Source organism: Salinibacillus aidingensis, from assembly GCF_055393355.1.
On the sequence record NZ_AP043759.1, the window covers coordinates 2,875,448 to 2,898,137 of the forward strand.

General features: G+C 39.0%; 20 protein-coding genes and 1 riboswitch. Of the genes, 4 read left to right on the forward strand and 16 right to left on the reverse strand.

The window, feature by feature from the left end:
* Positions 1 to 432: 432 nt before the first annotated feature.
* The 7 genes from ACZ5OK_RS15020 to ACZ5OK_RS15050 form a co-directional block, all read right to left on the reverse strand.
* Positions 433 to 2,937, reverse strand: a complete 2,505-nt coding sequence (locus ACZ5OK_RS15020) for an NEW3 domain-containing protein (RefSeq protein WP_343838171.1) — start codon at positions 2,935 to 2,937, stop codon at positions 433 to 435.
* A 384-nt stretch (positions 2,938 to 3,321) separates the two neighbouring features.
* Positions 3,322 to 3,474, reverse strand: a complete 153-nt coding sequence (locus ACZ5OK_RS15025) for a hypothetical protein (protein ID WP_464758219.1) — start codon at positions 3,472 to 3,474, stop codon at positions 3,322 to 3,324.
* Positions 3,475 to 3,872: 398 nt separating this feature from the next.
* Positions 3,873 to 5,807 carry a BglG family transcription antiterminator gene (locus tag ACZ5OK_RS15030; RefSeq protein WP_343838173.1) on the reverse strand — a complete coding sequence of 645 codons (1,935 nt, stop codon included), beginning with the start codon at positions 5,805 to 5,807 and terminating at the stop codon, positions 3,873 to 3,875.
* 168 nt (positions 5,808 to 5,975) lie between these two features.
* Positions 5,976 to 7,364: a glycoside hydrolase family 1 protein gene (locus ACZ5OK_RS15035; RefSeq protein WP_343838175.1), complete on the reverse strand. Its 1,389-nt coding sequence runs from the start codon at positions 7,362 to 7,364 to the stop codon at positions 5,976 to 5,978.
* Positions 7,365 to 7,381: 17 nt separating this feature from the next.
* Positions 7,382 to 7,687, reverse strand: a complete 306-nt coding sequence (locus tag ACZ5OK_RS15040; RefSeq protein ID WP_343838177.1) for a PTS lactose/cellobiose transporter subunit IIA — start codon at positions 7,685 to 7,687, stop codon at positions 7,382 to 7,384.
* 73 nt (positions 7,688 to 7,760) lie between these two features.
* On the reverse strand, positions 7,761 to 9,062 hold the full coding sequence (gene celB / locus ACZ5OK_RS15045) for a PTS cellobiose transporter subunit IIC (protein WP_343838179.1): 1,302 nt from the start codon (positions 9,060 to 9,062) through the stop codon (positions 7,761 to 7,763).
* Positions 9,063 to 9,086: 24 nt separating this feature from the next.
* Positions 9,087 to 9,395, reverse strand: coding sequence for a PTS sugar transporter subunit IIB (locus ACZ5OK_RS15050; protein WP_343838182.1), 309 nt, complete (start codon positions 9,393 to 9,395; stop codon positions 9,087 to 9,089).
* Positions 9,396 to 9,749: 354 nt separating this feature from the next.
* On the opposite strand from ACZ5OK_RS15050, the gene ACZ5OK_RS15055 reads away from it, so the two are divergent.
* The gene (locus ACZ5OK_RS15055) at positions 9,750 to 9,932 is read left to right on the forward strand and encodes a hypothetical protein (RefSeq protein ID WP_343838184.1); all 183 of its coding nucleotides are present in this window, start codon (positions 9,750 to 9,752) and stop codon (positions 9,930 to 9,932) included.
* Positions 9,933 to 10,196: 264 nt separating this feature from the next.
* Here ACZ5OK_RS15055 and ACZ5OK_RS15060 read toward each other — a convergent pair whose 3' ends face one another.
* The 5 genes from ACZ5OK_RS15060 to ACZ5OK_RS15080 form a co-directional block, all read right to left on the reverse strand.
* Positions 10,197 to 11,636 carry a CoA-acylating methylmalonate-semialdehyde dehydrogenase gene (locus ACZ5OK_RS15060; protein ID WP_343838187.1) on the reverse strand — a complete coding sequence of 480 codons (1,440 nt, stop codon included), beginning with the start codon at positions 11,634 to 11,636 and terminating at the stop codon, positions 10,197 to 10,199.
* 160 nt (positions 11,637 to 11,796) lie between these two features.
* The gene (locus tag ACZ5OK_RS15065) at positions 11,797 to 13,308 is read right to left on the reverse strand and encodes a sodium:solute symporter family protein (protein ID WP_343838190.1); all 1,512 of its coding nucleotides are present in this window, start codon (positions 13,306 to 13,308) and stop codon (positions 11,797 to 11,799) included.
* A gap of 30 nt (positions 13,309 to 13,338) precedes the next feature.
* The gene (locus ACZ5OK_RS15070) at positions 13,339 to 14,715 is read right to left on the reverse strand and encodes an LLM class flavin-dependent oxidoreductase (protein ID WP_343838193.1); all 1,377 of its coding nucleotides are present in this window, start codon (positions 14,713 to 14,715) and stop codon (positions 13,339 to 13,341) included.
* Positions 14,716 to 14,960: 245 nt separating this feature from the next.
* Positions 14,961 to 15,629 (reverse strand): carboxymuconolactone decarboxylase family protein, encoded by a 669-nt coding sequence (locus ACZ5OK_RS15075; RefSeq protein WP_343838196.1) that lies wholly within the window; start codon positions 15,627 to 15,629, stop codon positions 14,961 to 14,963.
* Positions 15,630 to 15,815: 186 nt separating this feature from the next.
* Positions 15,816 to 15,921: riboswitch (SAM riboswitch) on the reverse strand.
* 518 nt (positions 15,922 to 16,439) lie between these two features.
* Entirely contained in the window at positions 16,440 to 16,670 is a 231-nt protein-coding gene (locus ACZ5OK_RS15080; protein WP_425542194.1) for a PD-(D/E)XK nuclease family protein, read from the reverse strand.
* A 186-nt stretch (positions 16,671 to 16,856) separates the two neighbouring features.
* On the opposite strand from ACZ5OK_RS15080, the gene ACZ5OK_RS15085 reads away from it, so the two are divergent.
* From ACZ5OK_RS15085 to ACZ5OK_RS15095, 3 genes are read left to right on the forward strand one after another with little or no spacing between them, the layout of a single operon-like run.
* Positions 16,857 to 17,075, forward strand: coding sequence for a hypothetical protein (locus ACZ5OK_RS15085; protein ID WP_343838199.1), 219 nt, complete (start codon positions 16,857 to 16,859; stop codon positions 17,073 to 17,075).
* A gap of 18 nt (positions 17,076 to 17,093) precedes the next feature.
* Positions 17,094 to 17,336, forward strand: coding sequence for a hypothetical protein (locus ACZ5OK_RS15090; RefSeq protein ID WP_343838202.1), 243 nt, complete (start codon positions 17,094 to 17,096; stop codon positions 17,334 to 17,336).
* 2 nt (positions 17,337 to 17,338) lie between these two features.
* Positions 17,339 to 17,602, forward strand: coding sequence for a hypothetical protein (locus ACZ5OK_RS15095; RefSeq protein ID WP_343838205.1), 264 nt, complete (start codon positions 17,339 to 17,341; stop codon positions 17,600 to 17,602).
* Between the two features lie 1,418 nt (positions 17,603 to 19,020).
* Here ACZ5OK_RS15095 and ACZ5OK_RS15100 read toward each other — a convergent pair.
* The 4 genes from ACZ5OK_RS15100 to ACZ5OK_RS15115 are packed head-to-tail and all read right to left on the reverse strand — an operon-like array spanning position 19,021 to position 22,687.
* Positions 19,021 to 19,671: a bifunctional 4-hydroxy-2-oxoglutarate aldolase/2-dehydro-3-deoxy-phosphogluconate aldolase gene (locus tag ACZ5OK_RS15100; RefSeq protein ID WP_343838208.1), complete on the reverse strand. Its 651-nt coding sequence runs from the start codon at positions 19,669 to 19,671 to the stop codon at positions 19,021 to 19,023.
* Positions 19,672 to 19,706: 35 nt separating this feature from the next.
* On the reverse strand, positions 19,707 to 20,555 hold the full coding sequence (locus ACZ5OK_RS15105; protein ID WP_343838210.1) for an SDR family oxidoreductase: 849 nt from the start codon (positions 20,553 to 20,555) through the stop codon (positions 19,707 to 19,709).
* A 2-nt stretch (positions 20,556 to 20,557) separates the two neighbouring features.
* Entirely contained in the window at positions 20,558 to 21,631 is a 1,074-nt protein-coding gene (uxuA, locus tag ACZ5OK_RS15110) for a mannonate dehydratase (RefSeq protein ID WP_343838214.1), read from the reverse strand.
* Positions 21,632 to 21,670: 39 nt separating this feature from the next.
* On the reverse strand, positions 21,671 to 22,687 hold the full coding sequence (locus ACZ5OK_RS15115) for a zinc-binding alcohol dehydrogenase family protein (RefSeq protein WP_343838216.1): 1,017 nt from the start codon (positions 22,685 to 22,687) through the stop codon (positions 21,671 to 21,673).
* Positions 22,688 to 22,690 lie beyond the last annotated feature (3 nt).

The following is a 22,690-nucleotide window of genomic DNA, read 5'->3' on the forward strand; positions in this document are numbered from 1 at the left end:
AGAACTGGACTTCTGCATATTTACACTCCATCTGCTAATTTTGTAACTTAGATATAATTTTTTACACTTATATTCTTGTTTTTTTCAAACTATGTTAGTTAGTTTAACTATCTAACTAAGTGTAAGTATATAATGTATGCGCATACATGTCAAATTGTTTTGAAAATTTAATATGATACTGTTATTGGCTCTTTTACCAGAGTGTATAAGACTTCCACAGTACCTCTGTGGAAAAATAAAATAAGAATTTCGCAGTCAATAAAACCACAGACATCAAACAAGGAAGAGATGATATAAATGCTTGACCTTTCTTGGTATTAACTTTAAGTGGTTAACAATTTAGTTCCGCTTTTGTGTAGAATACATACATCGTGAAAAACACCCCAAAAGTCAGATTTCAGTCCAACCTTTGGGGGGATGTAAATCTAAATCTTATTCATCTTCTACCCCGTAACTAATCATATTCGTGAAAATCCGATAACCGCCTGGTACCTGGTTATCAATTTGGCGATAGAATACGAGGTTAGTGTACAGATAGGTACCTTCTCCGTATTCAGTGAGTAGAATTCCACCATTGAAAGGCTCTTCTCCAGGATCTTTCATGGTAACGAATGTTTCGTAACGCTCATCCCAATTCATTGGGAAGTATAGCCCTCTTTCTTGTACCCAGTTATCCCAGTCACTATCTGTAATTTTGTTCGGATAATTAAATAGTTTATGCTCGGGTTTGGTAACGGTAACTTCCGCATTCTCATCTGTTACGCGCCATTCAATGGACGGTTGCCCGATTTCTAATGGATATGGAGCGGATGTTTTACTGTCCCAATTATCCCATGGTTTATGGTATTGAACGACCAAATGTCCGCCATTTTCCACATATTCTAGTAAACGATCATTATTTTCTACAAGGTCATCTCGGGAAAGACTTGCTCTTATTCCTGTAACGATTGTATCGTATTTGGATAGATCAGCGGAGATAAGGTCTTCCTCATCTAGTTTTGTTATATCAAATCCTGCATCGATTAAATAATCGGCAACTTTATCAAAGCCACTTTCAATGTATCCGACTTTTAGATTATCTGGTTTTAAGAGTTCAAAGGCTACTCCATTAATAGTAGAAGGATACTGATAGTACGAATCATTAATATGATCGTAGGAAATTTCTTGTACCGTTGTGTTAAACTGTTTTCCATTCGATTTAGCTATTGCTTCGATGTTAAAATTTCCTTCCGCGACATTAGAAGGTGGTCTTAAAGTAAAAGTCACTTCCTTTTCGTCAAAGCGATCTGTCAAAGTAATATCTCTTTGTGCTGGTTCACTGATCCATCCATCTGGAAGATTTAGCGAAACTGTTGCCTGATTTTTTTCATTAGCATAATTTTTAACCTTCACCGTAACGGGAATCTCTTCCTGAACATTAGCGGTATTAACGGTAAGGTTTACTGGGTCAGGTGTTATACTTAATTCAGGTAAAACAGCTACTGAGTTATCCAAATCAATAACTTGTGATGATTTTACACCATTTTCTTTAAACGTAATGCTTGCTTGAATGGTAGGTTCGGCATAGGGTTTAAAATATTTTGCATCCTGTGGAACCGTAACAGTGTATGTTACAGACTTAGTTTCATTTGGTTTTAGGTGTTTAACCTTATTGTTACCATTAACTTCCCAGTTGTCCGGTGTTATCAATGATGCATTGATATGATGTATTTTGCTATCCCCATTATTGGTGAACTGTATTGTAACTTCTGTTTCTTCTCCTTGAGTTAAAACATAAGTATCAATAGAAGTTTCCACCTCAAGGCTTGATGATACAAAACTTACTTGTTGTAATTGTTCTTTTTTAATCTCAAGTTTATGAAGTAAATCATTCTTCGTAGCTTCATCAATACTTGCCTTCTTTGTTAAGTTATAGATATTTTCAACTTGTTTTAAAGCTTGCTGTGATTTTGGGAAGATAGCTTCTCGGTTAGGGTAAAGATCAATAATGGAGTCTAAATCTTGTTGAAGTTGTCCTAATTTTGTTTGAAGTCTCTCATCAGTAATGACTTTCGCCCATTCATCAAAGTCATACGGAATTCCGGCAAATAAGTCTGTTTGATTCTCTGGGGTAGTAGAGTTGATTAGTTTTAGGTGGAATTGTCTTGGCTCGACAGGGATATCATTTCCCATCCCTTGACTTTTGTGCATATACCTGGATTTTTCGCCAAGCTGCGGATACGACATGCCATATATAGGATCATAATCACCAATCTCGATGGATGTAGTTGCAGTTTCTTCTGATTCAGCTGGTACGTATAATTTCTTGGGTTGCCACACATTTAGGCCATTTTCCAATTGTTCCGGGAATACGGTAGGGTCACCAGCATCTTTAAACGCACGCTTACTTAGGATTGTCATGGCACGGTGATGTCCGTGCTGACTGTCCACATTTCGGAAAGAGGGCATCACAATATCTGGTTGATAGGTTCTAATAAATTTGATTAATCGCTTATAAGTAACTTCTTCGTCCCATTTTTCTAGTGTTTCTTCAGGGGATTTAGAAAAACCAAAGTCATAAATTGTATCGTTTGTTGTTTCGCTTAAGTGATAGGCTTTCACACCGGTAATTTTTGAAGCTTCAATCATTTCATTTGAGCGGATGATACCTAAGGCATTTCCTAACTCACTTCCGATTTCATTTTGTCCACCTTCTCCACGATTTGCAATCATACTAGCTGTTTTTACTCCTAGCCCTCTGGATAGATAGGCTAGCAGGTCACTTCGCTCGTCATCAGGGTGTGCTCCAGTATTTAAAAAAGTTACAGTAGTATCAAGTGGTTTTATTACATTCCAAAGCTCGACATCTTGGCCTTTCGTCTGTTGGGCAAATCCTACCATAGGGTAGAAAGCTGCTATTAACAGGATTGCTAAAAACAGATAGAAAACTTTCCTCATAAACATTAACACCTTCCATTTTATTTTTTTTGAAGCTCCTTTCGTAAATCTTGATGCCCCTCCTTGTCAAATTTCTAAGAAAAAGCCTTATAAAGAAGTTAATCTTGTCCTCCTTTCTACATACCTAGTTAGTAAGGCTATCTAACTAACTAGCTATATGGTATTTCTTTAATCAAATTAACATATGTTAGAAAAATGTAAATATTAAGAAAGTTCTATTTATGCCTTTTGGTTTAGGAACAAAGTAATTATTTAAACCATATAAACCCTAGTAATACAGCATTTAACTAATCCTTAAATAATTCCATCCCTTAACTGTAAATGCCTTCAAGCACATATTAGTAATAATGCTCATAGTAAGGTGAACACATTATTAACATATCCTCATCCTTTAACTTGCCCTTCCACTCCACTTCTTCGACCTCCCTTTTTATTCCCGATATCATAAGCAATAGTTGTTTTTTTCTTATTATAATCATCAAAGAGCTTTCTCCAATGTGTGATTACATTCACCGACAAATATGGTGTTACAATCATGGCTTCTTCGGCTCGCTCAATATCTGTCTCAAAATCCTTGTGAAGCTACAACTTTCTCACACCAACAAAAGTTTTGAGTATTTATTATCTATAGCTATAAGTGTTGCGCTATTTCTGTATCTCATTGATTTACTGGTTCCGTACTATAAGGATAGCAGTACATAAAGGTGGGTTATTTTCTGCTATGATCTGAATTTATCCCGCCTACTCCCTTTTTATAATATGAGCTTTCTTAATCTATTAAAAAAGGCCTTGCAGAACCCCTCTGCAAGACCTCATTCCAATATCCATCTTCCTCAGTCATATCCAATCATTTCTTCTAATTCATACCGACTCCTATTTAAACCGAGCCTCAGCCCAATCGGCATGATCATTACTATTCCCATCGCCATCAAACCTCAGCTCATCATAAAATTTTCTGAAATAATACCGATAAATTCCTCAAAACTATTCACCTTGACTAACTGTTGCACAATTGAAGGGCTGTCGATTATATTACCCAGTAAATCGTACAAGTATTGTAAGTTCTCTGCGCTGTTTTTCTTCACACTAAGGATACAGATAAATTGGACCGGCTTATCATGCCATATGACAGGCCTGTCTAGTGTGCATACAGATAGGAAAGTCTGATTGGACTTCGGGTTTATTGGATGAGGTATGGCTACTAAATTTCCAAACGATGTTGGTGCGACTCGTTCCCTTTCATATATGGATTCTAAAAATGATGAATCTACGAGGCCTTTTACTGTTAACTGATTTGTCATGAATGATAAAGCCTCTTCTTTAGATTGGAACTGTTTATTTAAGAATATAAGCTCCTTCTGAAACAGAGAGTGCAAACCTTGTTCACCTTCAGATACAAAGTTTTTTATTCTGTTTAAATCATCATCTCCCAGAATTGCATTAACTTCGATGACGGGTACAGGTAATTCTTGTGGTATTGGAATAGAACTTACAATAAAATCAATGTTGTCTAAATTATACTCGTCAAGTTTATAATATTCTGTCGTTCCAACCACTTCGATTTCATTGTAAAATCTGGCTTTTAACTTGTAATAAATGAGTTGGGCTGTTCCAAAACCTGAAGCACAAACCACTAAACATCGCTTAGGACCTGATTGTAATTTTTTTCGTTCAATTGCTGCACCTATATGAAGCGCAATATAGCCAATCTCATTCTCATTCATCTCCGTACCTATTTGATCTTTTATTGCGAGTGCAGCGACAAGTCCCGCTTCAAAAGCTAAAGGATAATTCCTTTTAATGTCATCTAACATAGGGTTTCGTATATTCATATCATATTTATAACGATTTATTGCAGGCTTCAAATGTAGGCCTAAGCCTATGATTAATTCTTGATCATCACTTATTCCTAAATTCATTTCCCTTTCTATTTTATTAAGAGAGATTTGAACTAATTGATAAGTTTCATCGTCCATAACCTGCTCGACTACACGATTGTTTATATTTTTCTTTGACAGCATTTTCGTACCAAGCAAGTGCATTGTTATATAAGCAATCTCAGACTGGGGAAACTCTACCTGAAACGATTTTTCAACTTCATTTACTATCTGCTTTGCGACTCTGTATTCATATTTATCAACAAGCTGATTGACATCAGTTTGGTAAAAATTAACTTTATATCCACTTTGAATTCTTTTGTATGCAATGGCTATATGAATAAGCAGATTGTTAATGGCGATGTCAGACAAAGTTATTTTATGTGTATTTAGCTGATTCAAAATAATTGATAATATCGCGTCCAATTCTTTTTTGGAAAAAGCTGAATTGTAAAATTCCTGGATATAGTCCTTTCTTTCATCAGAATGATCAAAGACATACTCTGACATACAAAAACGTAATTTAAGTTCGCTCCCTTGAATCTTTAAACCATAATTAGGTCTTGCTTCCAGTGAGATCTCATATTCGCTGAGTATTTTTTTTACATCTTTTAAGTCATTTTGAATGGTCGACTTGCTAACATAAATTTCATCAGCTAAGTCTTCTAACTTTACGTAGCCCTCACTTAATAACAACCTTTTAATTAAATATACAATTCTGTCTTCCCGGGACCGTGGTATATTGTTGTTTTCATAAGCATTGTCACTTAACTCAGAGTCTAAATACTGCAGAAATTTATTTTCATGATGAATGGTTAGTTCATACCCTTTTCCCATAACTGAATTTATCGAACTACCATGTTCAGAAAGAATTTCATTTAATTTCTTTATATCTTCTCTTGTTGTCCTTGATGAAACTTGATTGATGTTCGCTAAATATTTTCCAGTTAATGGTGAATGAGAAGCCATTAATTCTCGCAAAATAACTTTCATACGGAAGTTTAACATAAAGGATCTTCTCCTTATTTTCTATGAATCAGCTTTCTCTGCGTAATCCAAAGGGGCCTGATCCAAGTAGAATCAGGTACCCTTACCAATGATAACGACACGATACATAAATTAAATCATTATCTACTAACTTGATGTGTATCTTCTCTAACCTTAAAAACCGTTATTATTCGATACATCTCTAATCCAGTAAGCACTTTTCTTTAGAGTTCGTTTTTTCGTTTCAACATCAACAGAAACAAATCCATACCTATTTTTATAGGCATTCATCCATGACCAATTATCCATAAATGACCATAAATGATAGCCTTTTGCATTGCATCCCTCTTCAATAGCTTTGTGCAGCCATTTCAGGTGTTCCTGAATAAATTCTATCCGATAATCATCCTGTATTTCTCCATTTTCGACAAATCGGTCCTCGTCCTGAACTCCCATGCCATTTTCTGAGATGAAGGATTCAATGTTTCCGTAATTTTCCTTTAAATTAATCATAATATCGTATATACCTTTTTCGTAAATCTCCCAGCCACGATACTTGTTCATTTTTCGACCCGGCATTTCATAATTATCAAAGAACCAATCCGGCATAAATGGACTATATGGATTAGGTAAATGTCCTTTAGCTTTTACCCTGCGTGGTTGATAATAATTGACCCCTAAAATGTCAGCAGTGTTGTTTTTAATAAGCTCAAGATCACCTTTTCGTGTTACAGGCAATTGACCATGTTCTCTTAATATCTCAACTAATTCTTCCGGGTATTCTCCTAGCACTGCAGGATCTAAGAAACTTCGATTGAAGAATAAGTCGGCAATACGGGATGCTCTTAGATCAGCTGGGTTTTTACTTCTTGGATATGAAGGTGTTAAATTCAGGATGATTCCAATTTGTCCATCCTTGATATCAAGAGTATGGAAGTATTCTACTGCTTTGGCATGTGCAACGATCGTATGATAAGCTACCTGAAACGCTCGTTTTGCATCGACTACATTCGGGTAATGAAAATCGTAAAGATAACCACCTTCTACTGGTACAATTGGTTCATTGAATGTAAACCACTTTTTCACTCGATCCCCAAATAAACGAAAGCATTCTTTAGCATATTGCAGGTAGGCCTCAACCACATCACGTTTTTCCCATCCGCCCTCATTTTGAAGTTCCAGAGGCATGTCAAAATGGAATAGGTTCACAAATGGTTCAATATCATTTGCAAGTAATTCATCAATCACATTATTATAAAACGTTACAGCTTCCGGATTAACCTCACCACGTCCACCAGGTATTAGTCTTGACCAGGAGATCGATAAACGAAATGTATTATGTCCGATTTCCTTCATCAAACGAATATCTTCTTTATATAAATGATAGAAATCTGAAGTAGACTCTGGACCAACATTATCAAAGAATCGGTTCGGTTCTGTTTGATACCAATAATCCCAAATGTTTTGACCTTTACCACCTTCATCAGCAGCACCTTCTATTTGGGTAGCAGACGTAGCACTCCCCCACCAAAACCCTTCTGGAAACTTATACTGTAAAGACATGTTGAAATTCCTCCCTTTTATTTATTACGATAGAGATCAATAAATTCTGTTGCTAAATCCTTTACTGCCATTGATGTCATTAAATGGTCCTGAGAGTGTACTAAAATTACATTTACTGACTCTCCTTCACCATTCACTTCATCTTGTAACAACTGCGTCTGATAACTATGTGCTTTACTTAATTCCTCTCCAGCCTTCTTAATCAAACGATCCGCTTCCTGAAAATCCCCTTCTTTCGCTAACTGAATGGCTTCCATTGCGTCTGAACGTCCGTTACCAGCGTATAATATAATTTGAAATGCGATTTCTGTCATTTTATCCATACTCATTCACCTCCGAAGTAACCCAAAAAGCCCTTGTATTTACTTATATAGTCAAGGGCTTTTCTTCTAAATACTAGTCATTACCCTTGGATGCTTTTTTCTCATTTTCATAATAATTTTTATCCATAATTTTGAGGAATGGCCACCAGATTCCCATAACAACAATTAGATTAAAGGCTTGTAGAACAGCACCTTGCCATGCATTACCGGTTGCCAAATATCCACTTAGTATTGGTGGTGTTGTCCATGGAACAATTATCCCTGCCGGCTTTGGTACCATTCCAGTTGACATTGCAAAGTACGTAATAATGGTTACAACGACTGGTGCTAACAACCATGGAATAATCACCAATGGGTTCATCACGATTGGCAAACCAAATATTATAGGCTCGTTTACATTAAATATTCCAGGAGGGGTTCCCAGCTTACCAATTTGTTTCAGCTGTCTGCTGCGTCCAATTAAATAGATTAAAAGAATTACTGCTAAAGTCATTCCTGTTCCGCCCATACCTACAAGGAACGTATCAATGAATTGCTTTGTAATTACATTAGGAAGTTCTTCTCCTGCCTGGAACGCCTGTAAATTTTGATCATTTAACGCATACCAAATTGGATCGAATACTGAATTAACGATAATCTGGCCATGCAAACCAAAGAACCAGAATATTTGGATTAATAGTACAGCCACAATGGTTGCAGGTAATCCGCTGCCTAAAACAGTCAATGGTTGTTGGATAACTGTATAAATAAAGTTCTGGACGGTTTCGAAAGGTGTAAAACTAAAGATAATACGAATAAGTAAAAACACTGTTAAAGTTAAGGCTATTGGAATTAAAGAGCTAAATGACTTTGAAACAGCATCCGGAACTCCCGCTGGCATTTTAATCGTCCAATTTTTTTGAACAAAATACCGATATAATTCGGCTGCTATGAAAGCAGTGAAAAGTCCCAGGAATAAACCTTCAGCTCCTAAAACAGATGTTGGAATAACTCCTGTAATATCCTCCAAAACTTGTGGTGTTAAGATTAGAAATGCTGCTAAAGCCACAACCCCACCGTATATAGGTCCTTCAATCTCATATTGCTCTGTTAATTTATATCCTATACCGATAATGACGAAAGCTCCCATAATACTTAAGGTTGCATTAGATGCAGGACCAAGAGCACTTTGATATGCTGCAAACGCTTCTTCACTCAATATTTGATCCAAAAATGGAAAATTTGCCAGGACAACAAAAATAGAACCAAATATAATCAATGGCAGCGCAATCATAAAGCCATCACGCAAGGCAGTTAAATAGCGGTTATTATTTAACTTATCAGCGATAGGTAATAAAATATTTTCTAAGAGCTGCATAAACTTATTATTTTCCACTGTTGTTTCCCCCTTTTTGAGAAGTTAATCAGCCATTAACTCCAGAGCTTTTTCCAGAACCGCTTCACCATCCACACGTCCATAGGCAACTGGATCAATCGAATCAATCGGTAAGCCTAATTCATCAGCTTTTTTAGAGAATTTCCTTTTCAAAAATCTCATCTGAGGACCTAAAAGCAGTACATCCGCTTTCTCCATATCCGTTTCTGCTTTATCCTGTGAAACAGCCCAAATTTCTGCCTCAATTCCTTTTTCTTTGGCCACTTCCTGCATTTTCTTTACCAATAGACTTGTTGACATTCCTGATGAACATGCTAATAGAATTTGCTTCATATATAATTCCTCCCTGAAGTATGGTTTATCTATCTACAATTCGAAGTTTATAGTAAAAGCGCTTTCAACTAAACCTATTAATTTTCCGCCAGTAAGAGGAAATGTCTAAGCAGCAAACCAATATCCTTAGAGAAACCGGAATCCATTTTTATATTAGTCAGCTATGTTAGCGGAATAATGTTTCAGCAAATAAGTGAAATCTATATTTTGATCGCGTAAATAAGATTTAAAGAGTTGCTAAACGTTTTAAATATATTAAAGCATGAAATTCAGGACTTGGCTCAGTCTGCGGGAGATGAACTGGTATCGAAGCTATAATGAAAGCCTTAAAGCAAAGCAGGAGTGCCGGGGTATATGAGAATATTTGAAAATAGTGGGAGAAAACAAGGGGTTGCCAGTGTTGAATTAATTCTATTAGTCACCAGAAAATCAAAATGGCAAATTGGAGAAATCCAAAGCAAAAAAAGACTTGCAGGAACTTACGTCTCGTTTGGAGAGCCATCTAACTGGCGAATGACCAGTGCAGGAAAGGTATAAAAATTCCGTTTACAGGAAATTCAAAGGAACTAATCCATATTGTTGCAAAATTTATTTTTGAGCAGAGATTTTCTTCTATTTTTTACTTCCCTCTTTTCCTATTAAAATCGAGTTCTTTTTTTAAAAAAATACCATATTAGAGCGGACGGAGGGGCGTTTCCCTCCGTCCTTAGCCTGCCACCACTCGAAAATTTGTCGAATCAGGAAGCCGTGAAACATTTGTGAAACAATATTTTTCGGGTGGTGACAGGCACCAAAACCCAATCAAACCCAGCGACTTGTCACAACCTTCTGTCTCGTATAAAAGGCTAATCCGTCTTTCCCATTAGCATGCAGGTCACCGTAAAAGGAGTCCTTCCAGCCTGAGAAGGGGAAAAAGGCCATTGGTGCTGGTACACCTATGTTTACGCCTAACATGCCAGCATCAATCGTTTCCCGGAATCTTCTGACCGCACCTCCATCGTTAGTGAAAATGCAAGCCCCATTGGCAAAACGGGATTGATTGGTTAATTCAACGGCGGAGTCAAGGTCTTTTACTCTTGCTATCGATAAAACGGGCGCAAAAATTTCATCCTGCCAAATTTTCATCTCTGACGTTACCTCATCAAAAATCGTCGGGCCGATGTAATAACCATTTTGCTGTACGACCTCATCATTACGGCCATCACGGACAAGTTTTGCTCCTTCTCTTTCACCGGTCTCAATATATCCCAGTGTTCGCTGCTTATGTTCTTCCTGAATAACAGGGCCAAGAAACACCCCATCATCCAAGCCATTCCCGATTTTTATAGTATTTGCTTTTTGTATAAGCAACGAAATCACTTCGTCAGCCACACTTTCTTCAACAGCAACAACCGAAGCAGCCATACACCGTTCACCAGCAGACCCGAATGCAGCATTCACGATTTGTGTTGTTGCGTGTTCCAGGTTCGCATCACGCAGAACAATCGAATGGTTTTTCGCTCCGGAAAGTGCCTGGACCCGTTTTAAATTGTCCGTACCTCGTTTGTATACATACTCGGCGACTGGTTGGGAGCCCACAAATGAGATCGCGGCAACCTTTTTGTGGTCTAATAACCCATTGACGACATCCTTGGCACCGTGAACAATATTAAAAACTCCCTGTGGCAGCCCTGCTTCTTCTAACAACTCAGCCAATCGATTCGCAAGCAATGGGGTTTGCTCGGATGGTTTTAAAACAAACGTATTTCCTGTTGCAATCGCCATGGGAAACATCCAGCAGGGAACCATCATGGGAAAGTTAAACGGAGTAATGCCGCCAATGACCCCAATCGGATAACGATAAACCCCCGATTCCAGTCCATCAGCAATAGACGGCAACTGTTCTCCCATCATTAATGAAGGCGCACCGGCCGCAAATTCTACATTTTCGATGCCGCGTTGAACCTCTCCCTGTGCTTCCTTAAAACTTTTTCCGTTTTCAATCGTGACAATTTCAGCTAACTCATCCTGATGATCAACAAGCAGCTGCTGATATTTAAAAAGGATTCGAGCCCTTTTTGGAACCGGAACCTCCCTCCACTCCTGAAATGCCTCAAAAGCAATCTCAACAGCCTCATGCACATCTGCCTGGGAAGATAGCGGAACCTCAGCGATCACCTCCCCTGTTGCTGGATTATACACCTTCTCACTATACTGGGATCCAGCTTCTACCCATTTCCCACCTACATAATTTTTTAGCATGGTGCCTGTCACCTCCCGAATTTTGTCGATTATTGTTGAACGCTAATTACTTAAAATACCATTTGCGCAGAGATAATCCGATTACGACTAAACATGTTATAAATCCATAGAGCCATAAGGAAAGCATCGTATTTACGAAAATGACTGCTCCCTCCTTCCTCTAATTTGCTTTCGAGCCTTCTTTTTCAATCTCATACATCATTCGCGGCTGTGGGTCTTTCAGCACGCGAGCCAATACCACAATCGTAAAAATCCCGATAGCCGTCGAAACTGCACCCGCAGACATGGTACTTGATATCATTCCTCCAAAATAGATAACCAGATACGAGAGGAGTCCCACGATCATCGACACCTCGGCTGCCCGTGCAGGTGCTTTTTTCTTCCCGTAAACCGCATACAGGATAGGTCCCATCGTCCCGGCTGCAACCCCTGACACGCCAATCCACAGCACATCTCCCATAAAAACAGGAGGCTCTAATACAATAAGAAAAGCAATCAGGCCAATCAATGGAACGGACAAGCGACTGATTTGCAGGGCTATTTTTTGCGCTTTTTGTTCACTGACATTCACGATTTTCCTTTTTACTAAAACTTTAAGAAAAATATCGTTAGCAAAAACGGTAGAAATAGACACAAATAAACCATCAGTGGTTGACATGGCCGCTGCAAGAATAACCACACCAAAAATCGCTACTACTACAACAGGAAACGCCCATACCACATATTCCATTAAAGCAAGGTCGGGGGCTGCAACATTTCCCCCTAGTGCTGCTCTGCTAAACAATCCTCCAAATAAAACAAAAAGGGAAAAAGCAGATGCAATGACATAAGTCAGGATCATTTTCCCCAGATCCCGTTCGTTTTTCAATCCAAGCACTTTGTTAAATAAGTGTGGGGCAGAGGCAAAGGCCCATTGGATGACGATGGCACCTATCACGAGACCAAAGGAGTGAAAGTGAGTCGATTCCGGATTAAATACCTCTACTAAATGACCACTCTGATTAGCCAAATCGTTTGTAATCCCTGTAAAAGTGGCGGAAATACTGCCTTCCCAAAAGATTACAATACCTGACACAACTATAAACAAACCTGCAATGGCCATCATAACCGCCTGAACCGCATCCGTATAAATATCAGCAAAGGCTCCACCTGCAAACACATAAATAACAACAATAGCTGCGATAAACACAAGGCCGCCCGTATAAGACATATCGAGTAAGTATTGGAAAATTCTAGCCCCGGCAACAAATTGGGCTGCAATGTAAAAAATGTTGAACAGCAAAATCAGGCCTGTGCCTACCCGGATGATGTCACTCTTGTAAAAGTCCCCCAGCCAATCTGGCAATGATAGGGACTTTTGGCCATTATTCAGCTTTCGCACTCGTTTTGCTACCATTAAAACACCGATGGGACCTCCGCCAATCATGGCTAAAAAGAGCCACAGGTTTGAGTATCCCCAGGCATGGGACCAGCCGGGATATCCTAAAAACGTCGCTGCACTTAAATAGGTAGCCGCAAAGGATAACCCGAGTACATAGGGCCCCAATTTTCCACCGCCGATTGCAAAGTCTCCAACACTCGTTGTCTTTCTGGCACTAAGTAACCCTAATACGAACATTACCACCAGAAAGACTCCAAACCCGATCCAGGTATAAAGCGTTAACGTATCCATTTCCCTCTCCTTTCCATATAAAATATAGTCCTACCGATTTATGGACTGTAAACCGAGCTGTTTGGCAGGGTGATGCTCCGGTAAATGGGCATAGCCCTTTCCAAACATATTTTCACGCAATGTGTTTCCTTCGTATTCCGTTCGATAAATGCCTCTTCTTTGTAATTCAGGTACAACATAATCAACAAATTCCTGAAGGGTACCTGGTGAATAAGTTTGCGCGATATTAAAGCCATCTACATCACCGTCGAACGCCCACTGTTCCATTTTGTCTGCAATCTGTTCAGGCGTACCAATAAACTTCACCGTCCCATTTCCTAAACCATGATTTTTAACGGCTTCCCGTAACGTCCATTTCTTATTCGGGTCTTTTGCATACATGTCCAGATTCCCCTGCACCGCATCGGTTTCCATATCCTCTATATACTGGTCCGGATCGTATTTGGAAAAATCAATCCCGGTATGGCCGGATAAGAGGGCAGCAGTACCTTCATAGCTAACATGGTTCGTCAGGTCCTCAAGTTTCGCATACGCCTCTTCCTCTGTGGAACCAACGATGGGTAAGATCATTGGGAAAATCAGTACCTCATCCGGATTACGTCCCTGAAGTTCTGTTCTTCTTCGTATATCAGCCGAATATTCCTTTAAAGCATCTAATGAATGATTTTTGGTAAACACGGCCTCTGCATGTTTGGCGGCAAAATCTCTTCCTCTTGGAGAAGCGCCTGCCTGAAATAATACGGGTGTGCGTTGCGGCGATGGCTCGACCAAGTGAGGGCCCGGGACATTAAAGAACTCTCCTTCATGGTTGATTAAATGCACCTTTTTAGAATCAGCAAACGAATCATTCTCTCTGTCATAAATCACACTGTCCCTCTCCCAGCTGTGCTCCCACAATTTATAAACAACCTCCAGAAACTCATCGGCACGATCATATCTAAGATTCTTAGGCAGACGCCCCGAAAGCCCCAAATTGACAGCCTCACTCTCCAGATAAGAGGTGACGACATTCCAAGCAATCCGCCCCTTCGTTAAGTGATCCAACGTTGACAACTGTCTCGCCAACGAATAGGGCTGTGCATATGTGGCGGATATAGTAGGAGCAAATCCAAGATTATCTGTCACGGACGCCATGGCTGAAATAGGAATAAGCGGATCATGGGCCGGGAGCTGAACTGCCCCGCGGGTCGCCGCACTGTGTGAGTTTTCATAAACGCTGTAAGTTCCAAGCACATCGGCAATAAAAAGAGCATCAAACTTTCCCCGCTCTAATGTTTGCGCCACCTCTATCCAATAATCCAGACGATTATGCTCGGTCCCTTTGTCCTTTTCATGTTTCCATAAACCGGTTGAATGAGGGGACGGCGAATTTTGTATAAAACCATTTAAATGAATCTGCTTACCCATACATCATGCTCCTTTTTGAGAGATTTTTTATACTTTAAAACGACTGCCAAGAAGACTTACCCGGCGCAGTAGATGAGATTTTTATGTTCTAGTCTGACGGAAGCCGATGATGCTGCAGACCGTGCTGGACACGGGACATAGCCATTATGATGCGATAAACGTTCAACTCCGGCTTGCCGTTTTCAAAAGGCCCGGCAATCGTAAAAGGTTCACACTAGCTGAATTCTTTAAGGATGGTCCATTCGTCAGCCTCTGTCATAAGCATTCAAGGCATTTACACTGTGGGCAATGGCAGAACCAGCCTTTAAAGCAACCGCAACAAAGATCGCTTCCGAGATTTCCTCCAAATCAGCACCTGCCTTCTTCGCATTTTGGGTGTGAAGGTCAATGCAATACGCACAGCCTGTCGTGTGGGCTGAGGCAACCGCAATGAGTTCCTTTTCTTTCTCGGTCAATTCCTTGGTTTTAATGGCTTGCTGGTCAAAATCCAAAAAACTCTTGAATGTATCCCCGCTCAGTTCAGCAAACTCCTTCAAACGATTGAAATAGGAGGCCTTATATAGCTCCTCATCCCCAGCTCCATCAAAGGCATTCAAAGCATTCACCCCATGAGCTGCCGCAGAACCTGCCTTCAAAGCAGTCGAAACAAAAATAGCTTCTGAAACCTCTTCCTTTGATGCTTCCTGTTTTTTTGCATTTCCAACATGAAGTTCAATGCAATATGGGCATCCAGTTACATGGGCGACACCAACAGCAATCAACTCTTTTAATTTCACGGATAATTTCCCGGGGGCCAGTGCCTGATTGTTAAACGCAAAAAACTTTTCAAATGCTTCTGGTGCATGTTCTTTCAATTCTGTAATCCGGCTAAAGTAGGACTTCTGGTATAAGCTATCTGTTTTTGTTGTGGTCATTAAAATCTCTCCCTTTTGATTCGTTTTAAAATTCAGTTTCCGCTATTGCCATTCACATAAATCGATACTGTTCACATAGGTTTACTTGGTTTAATGCAAATAATAGCCCATGAATGTTCTCCACCCCTTCTTTTTGGGAATTAAAAAAACCTCTGCCGATGAGGTAGAGGTTTTAAAAACAACATCATCTCATCTTTCAAGCAAATGCTTGCTGGAATTAGCACCTTGTTACATGCGTAACGGTTGCTGCGGGATCAACGGACCAGTTTCCTCCCCCGACTCTGGATAAGAGATTCATATTTAATTTTAAATTGAATTGTTCACATCATATCGGTTATATATTAAATCTGTCAAGTGGGAATGTTTTTATTTTTCTGAAATAGGACTTTTTGGGGGGACGGAGGGACAGGTTCCTCGTCCCTGGGGGGTGCCTCCCTGGGGTGGTGCCTGTCACCACCCGAATAATATTGTTTCACAGAATGTTTCACAATTAGAGGATAAGACATTTTGGATTAATAACATATCTATCAAAATTAATAATTAAATATAAAAAAACAAGGCTTGTAGCAATCCCCCCACAAGCCCACATCCTGTCCACCTGTTCCCCCGTCCCTATATTGTCGTCACATCCTGGATATGAAGTATTTTAATAATCTGAATATAGGGTTGTTTGATACCTATGATATATAAAATTTTCTGGTATAGGAAGTGGTTTTATCAACCTGATACGATTATCTTTTGGAAGGGTATTAAGCTCTTAGTTTGGTTTGTTTTGTAGTTGGTTTGATGCTATGTATTACAGGGGGACTATCACAGATATAATTTCGTCTGATTCTCAGATTCACTGCTTAACACTCTATTCTCAATCGCAATCAAATGATCATCAAAAAGAATCAATAAATCTAACCGCCGATGGTCCCTCAACTGGTATTCTCTAAAAAGTTGAACATTTTTTATCCCGGAAATAGTTTTTCCCGAAATCCACTTATATAGTTGGGCAAGTGCCTCGTGACCTATGCCTTTGATTTCGGGATTTAATATAAATTGCTAATCAGGTTTTCATCATAGGCTCTATTTGTAACGGAAAGGAAGGTTGGCGTCTGTTCAGAATATGCTTGCTTGATTTCGTCTGCTTTCCGGACCAATGACCTTAATTGATCAGTGTATGAGATACTTTTATTAAGGTTCATATCTTGTAACTCATAGATAGATCATGAAGATTTGGAAATGCTTTTTTCATATATTCCTAATCGGCACTATATCTTCCTTACAAGACAAGGGGAACGGGCCGCTTCTCATTATTTCAAATCTTTAAGTTATCGTGAATTAATCAGGATATTAAAGCAGGTGGACCTGGAAAATACAGAAGAGAAAGAGCGGTTTTTGTACCAGGAGTTTCTCACGCATTTGGAGGGGTATATTGTGGATAATACAGAAAAACAGTAGGAACTAAGCCGGTTGTATTTGAAGCATCATGATATGATTGATGAAATGGAAAAGGCCTATGAAAACCAAAAACAAAACTTCCTGAAAAATTTAGAAAATCTGCTGAAAGAGTATTGGGAGACGGGAAAATGGGTATATGATTTTTCGGTTAAGCGCGGCTATCAGCAAATTCGTTTTTATGAGTGGAAGCATTTAACTCCAGACGTTCATGTTGAGTTACATGTACACAAAGAAAGTATATCCAGCAAAATCAAATTGTAGTGATGATTGATATAGAAGGATTGGGAAGAAACGAACTATTGCATGCCGCGAGAAAAATGATAGACAGTGATTTAAAAGAAGAGATGAGTAACAGGAATATGGACTGGAAGGTTCTGAAACGCCCAGCTGCACTGGTAGAGAAGATAAATAAATCTGAAGAGGACATTTTTTGGGATGCACATTCTCTGGCGGATTTAGTTAAGGAAATTGTTGAGGATTTTAATGTTGTATTAGAATCTTTTAATCGTCTGCTAAAAGAGAGGTAATACCTGCGCTTTCCAGAAATGGTCATTCTCACAACCCCTAATAGGTAGGCTAAAGTGTGACATCACGACATGATGTTAGGGCGATATCTATGGATAAAACGATTGAATCGGATTATACAAACGGAATTTATCTGCACTTTTCTTTACAGTAAAATATAAAACACAAACAGAGGGAGAAATATGTTGAACTTCATTTACATAATCATCGCTATATTTATTACGGTTTTCCTAATTTTCCTTTTCTTTTCTTATAGAAGTGAGAGTAAAGGAGATCAAGAGCATCCTCTTTTAATTGCTCTTTTTGTTTCCACAGTATTCGGGCTATTAGTTTCAGTCATTATTTCGATTTGTATATTAGCTTTAACGGGTTCATTAAACTTGATAAATGAATTTCTAAACTTATCCTTAAATCAGAAACAGATCATTTATTTAATGTTATGGTACTTAGTTTTCAGTTTTTTCCTTGAGGCAAATTTAACCAGGATTTTATTATCCTTCTTTGGCTATTCGAAAATTTCATACTTCGTGAGTGTGAGTATACTTAGAATTTTATATTTGCTGGCTGTTGGATATTTATTATCTATTGACCTTGATACGAACATTACAATTGCTATAAGCTTTGCGCTATTTCTGTATTTAATTGATTTATTGGTTCTGCACTATAGAATAGCAGTGTGTAAAGGTGGGTTATATTCTGCTATGATTTGAATTTATTCCCCTCCTCCCTTTCTACAACGTGAGCTTTCTAAATCTATTAAAAAAGGCCTTACAAACGAATAATAACCTTTGTTCTATCATAAAGTAAAATAACTCATTATGTAATAAAGGGAACTGATTGAATGTCTTACATTAAAAAATATATTGCAAACCGCTACATCAATCCAAAACCAAACCGGAACAGATACTTTAATGGTTTCCATATTCAAAAACAAAAACGCATAGCTAGGCCATTTTCTTCTTTTTATCCTGAACCAGAAAAAATACAAAAAAAATCCACCGATCGATAAATCAGCGGAATTTTTCTTTATATCTTAGGTTATATAATTCATTAATGGTTCTTGCCTTCTTATCTTTATGAGAGTTCTTGCTAAACCCATACGCTGGCAGTCCCAAAAGTTTTGACCTTGCAACAATTTACCGGTGCCATTGAAATTGGTCGCCATCCTGGGTTATTACCCTTTACATTTCTTACTCCTAAAAAGTATTTGGAGGAGTAAGGACTCCTTGACCTGGTTAAGAGACAATATATTTAAAAAAACGTATCCCGTAAATCATTATATTTTGATTTACGGGATTTATTGCTAAAGCAATCAGGCCCGTGCATATCGAGTATTGCCAGGTATTGAACCAAGAATATTAGAGGCTGGGGCAATTTACCTGTCCTCTATGTCCCACCCCTAAATCAGAATTCTCTTAGCTTATTTTGAATTCCTTACCTGAGCAACCTTCTCCACATATCTCTCAGCTAAATTTTGCAGTGCTTTCCAATCCCCTTGTTCAATTAATGTTTTATTGACAAGAGAACCGCCGATCCCTGCTGCAACTGCTCCCGCATGTATAAAAGCACCTAAATTATCTAAATTCACTCCACCAGTGGGCATCATCGGAACTTGGCTAATAGGTCCTTTAACATCTTTAAAGAATTGAGGACCAACAACGGTAGCCGGAAATACTTTTACCATATCAGCACCCCATTGATAGGCTTGATGGATTTCAGTAGGAGTAAACACCCCAGGAATCATTAAGATGCCTTGATTCTTTGTATATTCTATTGTCTCTCGATCTAAGATAGGAGCAAAAATAAAATCAGAACCAGCCTCAATAGCTTCTTTTGCTTGTTCCTTATTTAAAACCGTTCCGGCTCCAATTAGAATTTTGTTCCCATGAACCTGTTTTAGCTCACGAATCATTGCAGATGAATTATCTGAATCCATAGTAATTTCGATACCAGAAACTCCACCGTCCACAAAAGCTTGGACGAGTGGGGGGACCTTTTCAGGATCTACTTTTCGTATAACCGCTACAATACCCGACGTTAATAATCTATTTAAAGATGCTTGATTACTCATTATGGTCTCCTTTCCAATACCTTGTCTACAGCCATTTAGACACCAGAGTAGGCCATAAACCCACCATCTACCGGTACAGTGACGCCTGTTACAAATCCAGACATGTTTTCATCCACTAACCAAAGCAAAGTTCCGAGTAAATCTTCAGGCTTACCGAATCGTTGTTGTGGTGTATGACTAATAATTTTATTGGATCGTTCAGTTAAAGAACCATCTTCGTTTAGTAATAGATTACGGTTTTGATCCGTTAAGAAAAACCCTGGTGCAATCGCATTCACACGAATACCAACGTCCGCCATGTGAACAGCCAACCATTGAGTAAAGTTGTCAATTCCCGCTTTTGCTGCACTATATGCTGGTACCTTGGTCATCGGAGACGGTGCACTCATCGATGACATATTAATAATGGTTGCGCCCTTACGATTGGCCATTTTTTTCAAAAAGACTTGAGTAGGAATAAAGGTCCCGACTAAATTCAAATTGAAAACAAATTGAAAGCCTTCTGTTGTCATATCGAAAAACGTAGATATATCTTTATTTCTTAAATCCTCTGGCTTTAAGGTTTCATTTGTAGTCGTTCCATCAGGATGATTTCCGCCTGCCCCATTAATCAAAATATCACAGATACCTAACTTTTCTGTAATGATTTCTTCTGCCTTACGAACACTTTCAATATCTAGAACATCGCAGGATATAGCTAAGGCTTCTCCTCCAGATTCCTTGATATCTTGTTCTACCTTTTTACCAGATTCTATAGTACGGTTTAAAATTGCAACTTTTGCTCCTTGGCGGCCAAGCTCACGAGCCATAGCCCCACAAAGCACCCCACTTCCTCCTGTAATAACAGCTACTTTTCCTTCTAAATTTTCATTTAGCTTTAGCAAAATTATTCTCCTTTTTCTTTTAGTCGCTCAAGGGAATCCCATATTCCCCATAAATACATAACCCCTAGTGCACGGTCATACAGTCCATAACCTGGTCGGCATTCTTCTCCCCAAATGTGTCTGCCATGGTCAGGTCTTGCATAACCCGTAAACCCTACTTCGTGATAGGCTTTAACGATTTCGTATACATCAACTGACCCATCCTGAGTACGGTGGGAAGTCTCAATAAAGTCACCGGTTTCATATCTTTTTAGATTTCGAATATGGGCAAAAGGAATTCGATCGGCAAACTCTCTTACCATTTCCGCTACATCATTTTCAGGATTAGCTCCTAATGAACCACTACAAAGGGTAATACCATTATAAGGATCATCTACAAGCTTTAAAAATCTTTCTAGGCTTTGTTTATTAGTAATAATACGTGGTAATCCAAACACAGACCAAGGCGGATCGTCCGGATGAATACCCATTTTGATGTCATTTTCCTTTGCGACTGGGATGACCTTTTCTAGAAAATATTGAAGATTCTCCCATAAATCCTCTTCCGTTACGTTCTTATATTTTTCAAATAAATTCGCTAAATGAGCGAGTCTTTCTGGTTCCCATCCTGGCATCGTATACGCCGAGTTTTTCGAAATGGTGTCGACCAATTCCATCGGATCAATGTCCTTCAATTTGTCGTTTTCAAAAAATAGAGCGGTTGAGCCATCTTCCATTTCCTTAAATAAATCGGTACGCGTCCAGTCAAACACCGGCATAAAGTTATAGCAAATCACCTTCACGCCAACCTTGCCCAACTTTTTAATCGTTTTAATGTAATTCTCAATGTATTGGTCACGTGTAGGAAGTCCAAGCTTAATGTCCTCGTGAACATTAACACTTTCTACCACATCGATATTTAATCCGTGTCGATCGGCTTGTTCTTTGACTTCCAAAATTTTATCCATTGGCCATTCATCACCGGCTGGGACGTCATGTAAGGACCAAACAACCCCTTCAACACCCGGAACTTGTTTAATATGCTCCAATGGGACACGGTCATTATCTTCCCCGAACCATCGCATCGTCATTTTCATAGAATTTACCTCCCTATTGCCTCGTCTCACAAATCAATTTTATAGTTTAATAACAACCTTACGTGCTTCTGGCGGAGCTTGGTCCATTAATTCAAAGGCTTTTTCAGCTTCACTTAATTCAAATTGGTGACTTACTAATTCCTTTACATCAAACTCTAGCGTGTTAAATAATTCAACCACTTTCGGGAAACGGTGTGTTTGTAAGCGTGAACCACAAATCGTTAACTCTTTCTTCGTAATATTCACTTGGGCAAGCTGAGACACTTTCGTATCAAAACCAAGTAAAACCACTCGTGCAGCCGCAGATGTTACCGCTACTGCTTGCTCAACTGTCTGCGGAAGACCAACCGCATCAATGACGACATTGGCACCCATGCCTCCAGTCCATGCAAACACTTCTTCTTCTACATCAGAGTTTTGTGGATTGATGATGTGATCAACCCCCCACTCTTTCGCAAAAGCAAGACGCTTATCATTGAAATCAGAAATTGCGACCTTCGCACCTGCTTGCTTTGCCATTTTCAAACAACACAATCCAATTGGGCCAGCCCCAATGATGAAAACATAATCTCCATCTTGAACTTGACCACGATAGATAGATTGAGCCCCAATCGTAAATGGCTCAATCAAGGCAATCTCAGACCAATCTCTATCATTATGGACCCGATGCACTAAATGCTCGGGCATCACCATCACTTCACGGCCACCGCCTTCACGATGCACACCATAAACTTGTACACTCTCACAAATATTCGGACGACCTTGTTTACAAGCATAGCATTCTCCACAAGATGTCATCGGTTCTATCACTACTTTATCTCCTACAGATAAGCCAGTTACAGAATCGCCCGTTTCTACAACCTCTCCAGCAATTTCATGCCCTATAACCCGAGGATAGGTCGCAAAAGGATTTTGTCCATGAAGAATGTGCATATCAGATCCACAAATTCCCATCGCTCTCATCCGTATTTTTACTTCATTGGGCTGTTCTAAACTTGGCTCTTCCATTTCTACTACATTTAATGTTCCTGGTTCTTTTACTTGAATTGCCTTCATTAT

Excerpts from the sequence above, each read along its gene's own strand:
- ACZ5OK_RS15020 (WP_343838171.1), bottom strand. The coding sequence starts at position 2,937 with ATGAGGAAAGTTTTCTATCTGTTTTTAGCAATCCTGTTAATAGCAGCT.
- ACZ5OK_RS15025 (WP_464758219.1), bottom strand. The coding sequence starts at position 3,474 with ATGATTGTAACACCATATTTGTCGGTGAATGTAATCACACATTGGAGA.
- ACZ5OK_RS15030 (WP_343838173.1), bottom strand. The coding sequence starts at position 5,807 with ATGAAAGTTATTTTGCGAGAATTAATGGCTTCTCATTCACCATTAACT.
- ACZ5OK_RS15035 (WP_343838175.1), bottom strand. The coding sequence starts at position 7,364 with ATGTCTTTACAGTATAAGTTTCCAGAAGGGTTTTGGTGGGGGAGTGCT.
- ACZ5OK_RS15040 (WP_343838177.1), bottom strand. The coding sequence starts at position 7,687 with ATGGATAAAATGACAGAAATCGCATTTCAAATTATATTATACGCTGGT.
- ACZ5OK_RS15050 (WP_343838182.1), bottom strand. The coding sequence starts at position 9,395 with ATGAAGCAAATTCTATTAGCATGTTCATCAGGAATGTCAACAAGTCTA.
- ACZ5OK_RS15055 (WP_343838184.1), top strand. The coding sequence starts at position 9,750 with ATGAGAATATTTGAAAATAGTGGGAGAAAACAAGGGGTTGCCAGTGTT.
- ACZ5OK_RS15060 (WP_343838187.1), bottom strand. The coding sequence starts at position 11,636 with ATGCTAAAAAATTATGTAGGTGGGAAATGGGTAGAAGCTGGATCCCAG.
- ACZ5OK_RS15065 (WP_343838190.1), bottom strand. The coding sequence starts at position 13,308 with ATGGATACGTTAACGCTTTATACCTGGATCGGGTTTGGAGTCTTTCTG.
- ACZ5OK_RS15070 (WP_343838193.1), bottom strand. The coding sequence starts at position 14,715 with ATGGGTAAGCAGATTCATTTAAATGGTTTTATACAAAATTCGCCGTCC.
- ACZ5OK_RS15075 (WP_343838196.1), bottom strand. The coding sequence starts at position 15,629 with ATGACCACAACAAAAACAGATAGCTTATACCAGAAGTCCTACTTTAGC.
- ACZ5OK_RS15085 (WP_343838199.1), top strand. The coding sequence starts at position 16,857 with ATGCTTTTTTCATATATTCCTAATCGGCACTATATCTTCCTTACAAGA.
- ACZ5OK_RS15095 (WP_343838205.1), top strand. The coding sequence starts at position 17,339 with ATGATTGATATAGAAGGATTGGGAAGAAACGAACTATTGCATGCCGCG.
- ACZ5OK_RS15100 (WP_343838208.1), bottom strand. The coding sequence starts at position 19,671 with ATGAGTAATCAAGCATCTTTAAATAGATTATTAACGTCGGGTATTGTA.
- uxuA (WP_343838214.1), bottom strand. The coding sequence starts at position 21,631 with ATGAAAATGACGATGCGATGGTTCGGGGAAGATAATGACCGTGTCCCA.
- ACZ5OK_RS15115 (WP_343838216.1), bottom strand. The coding sequence starts at position 22,687 with ATGAAGGCAATTCAAGTAAAAGAACCAGGAACATTAAATGTAGTAGAA.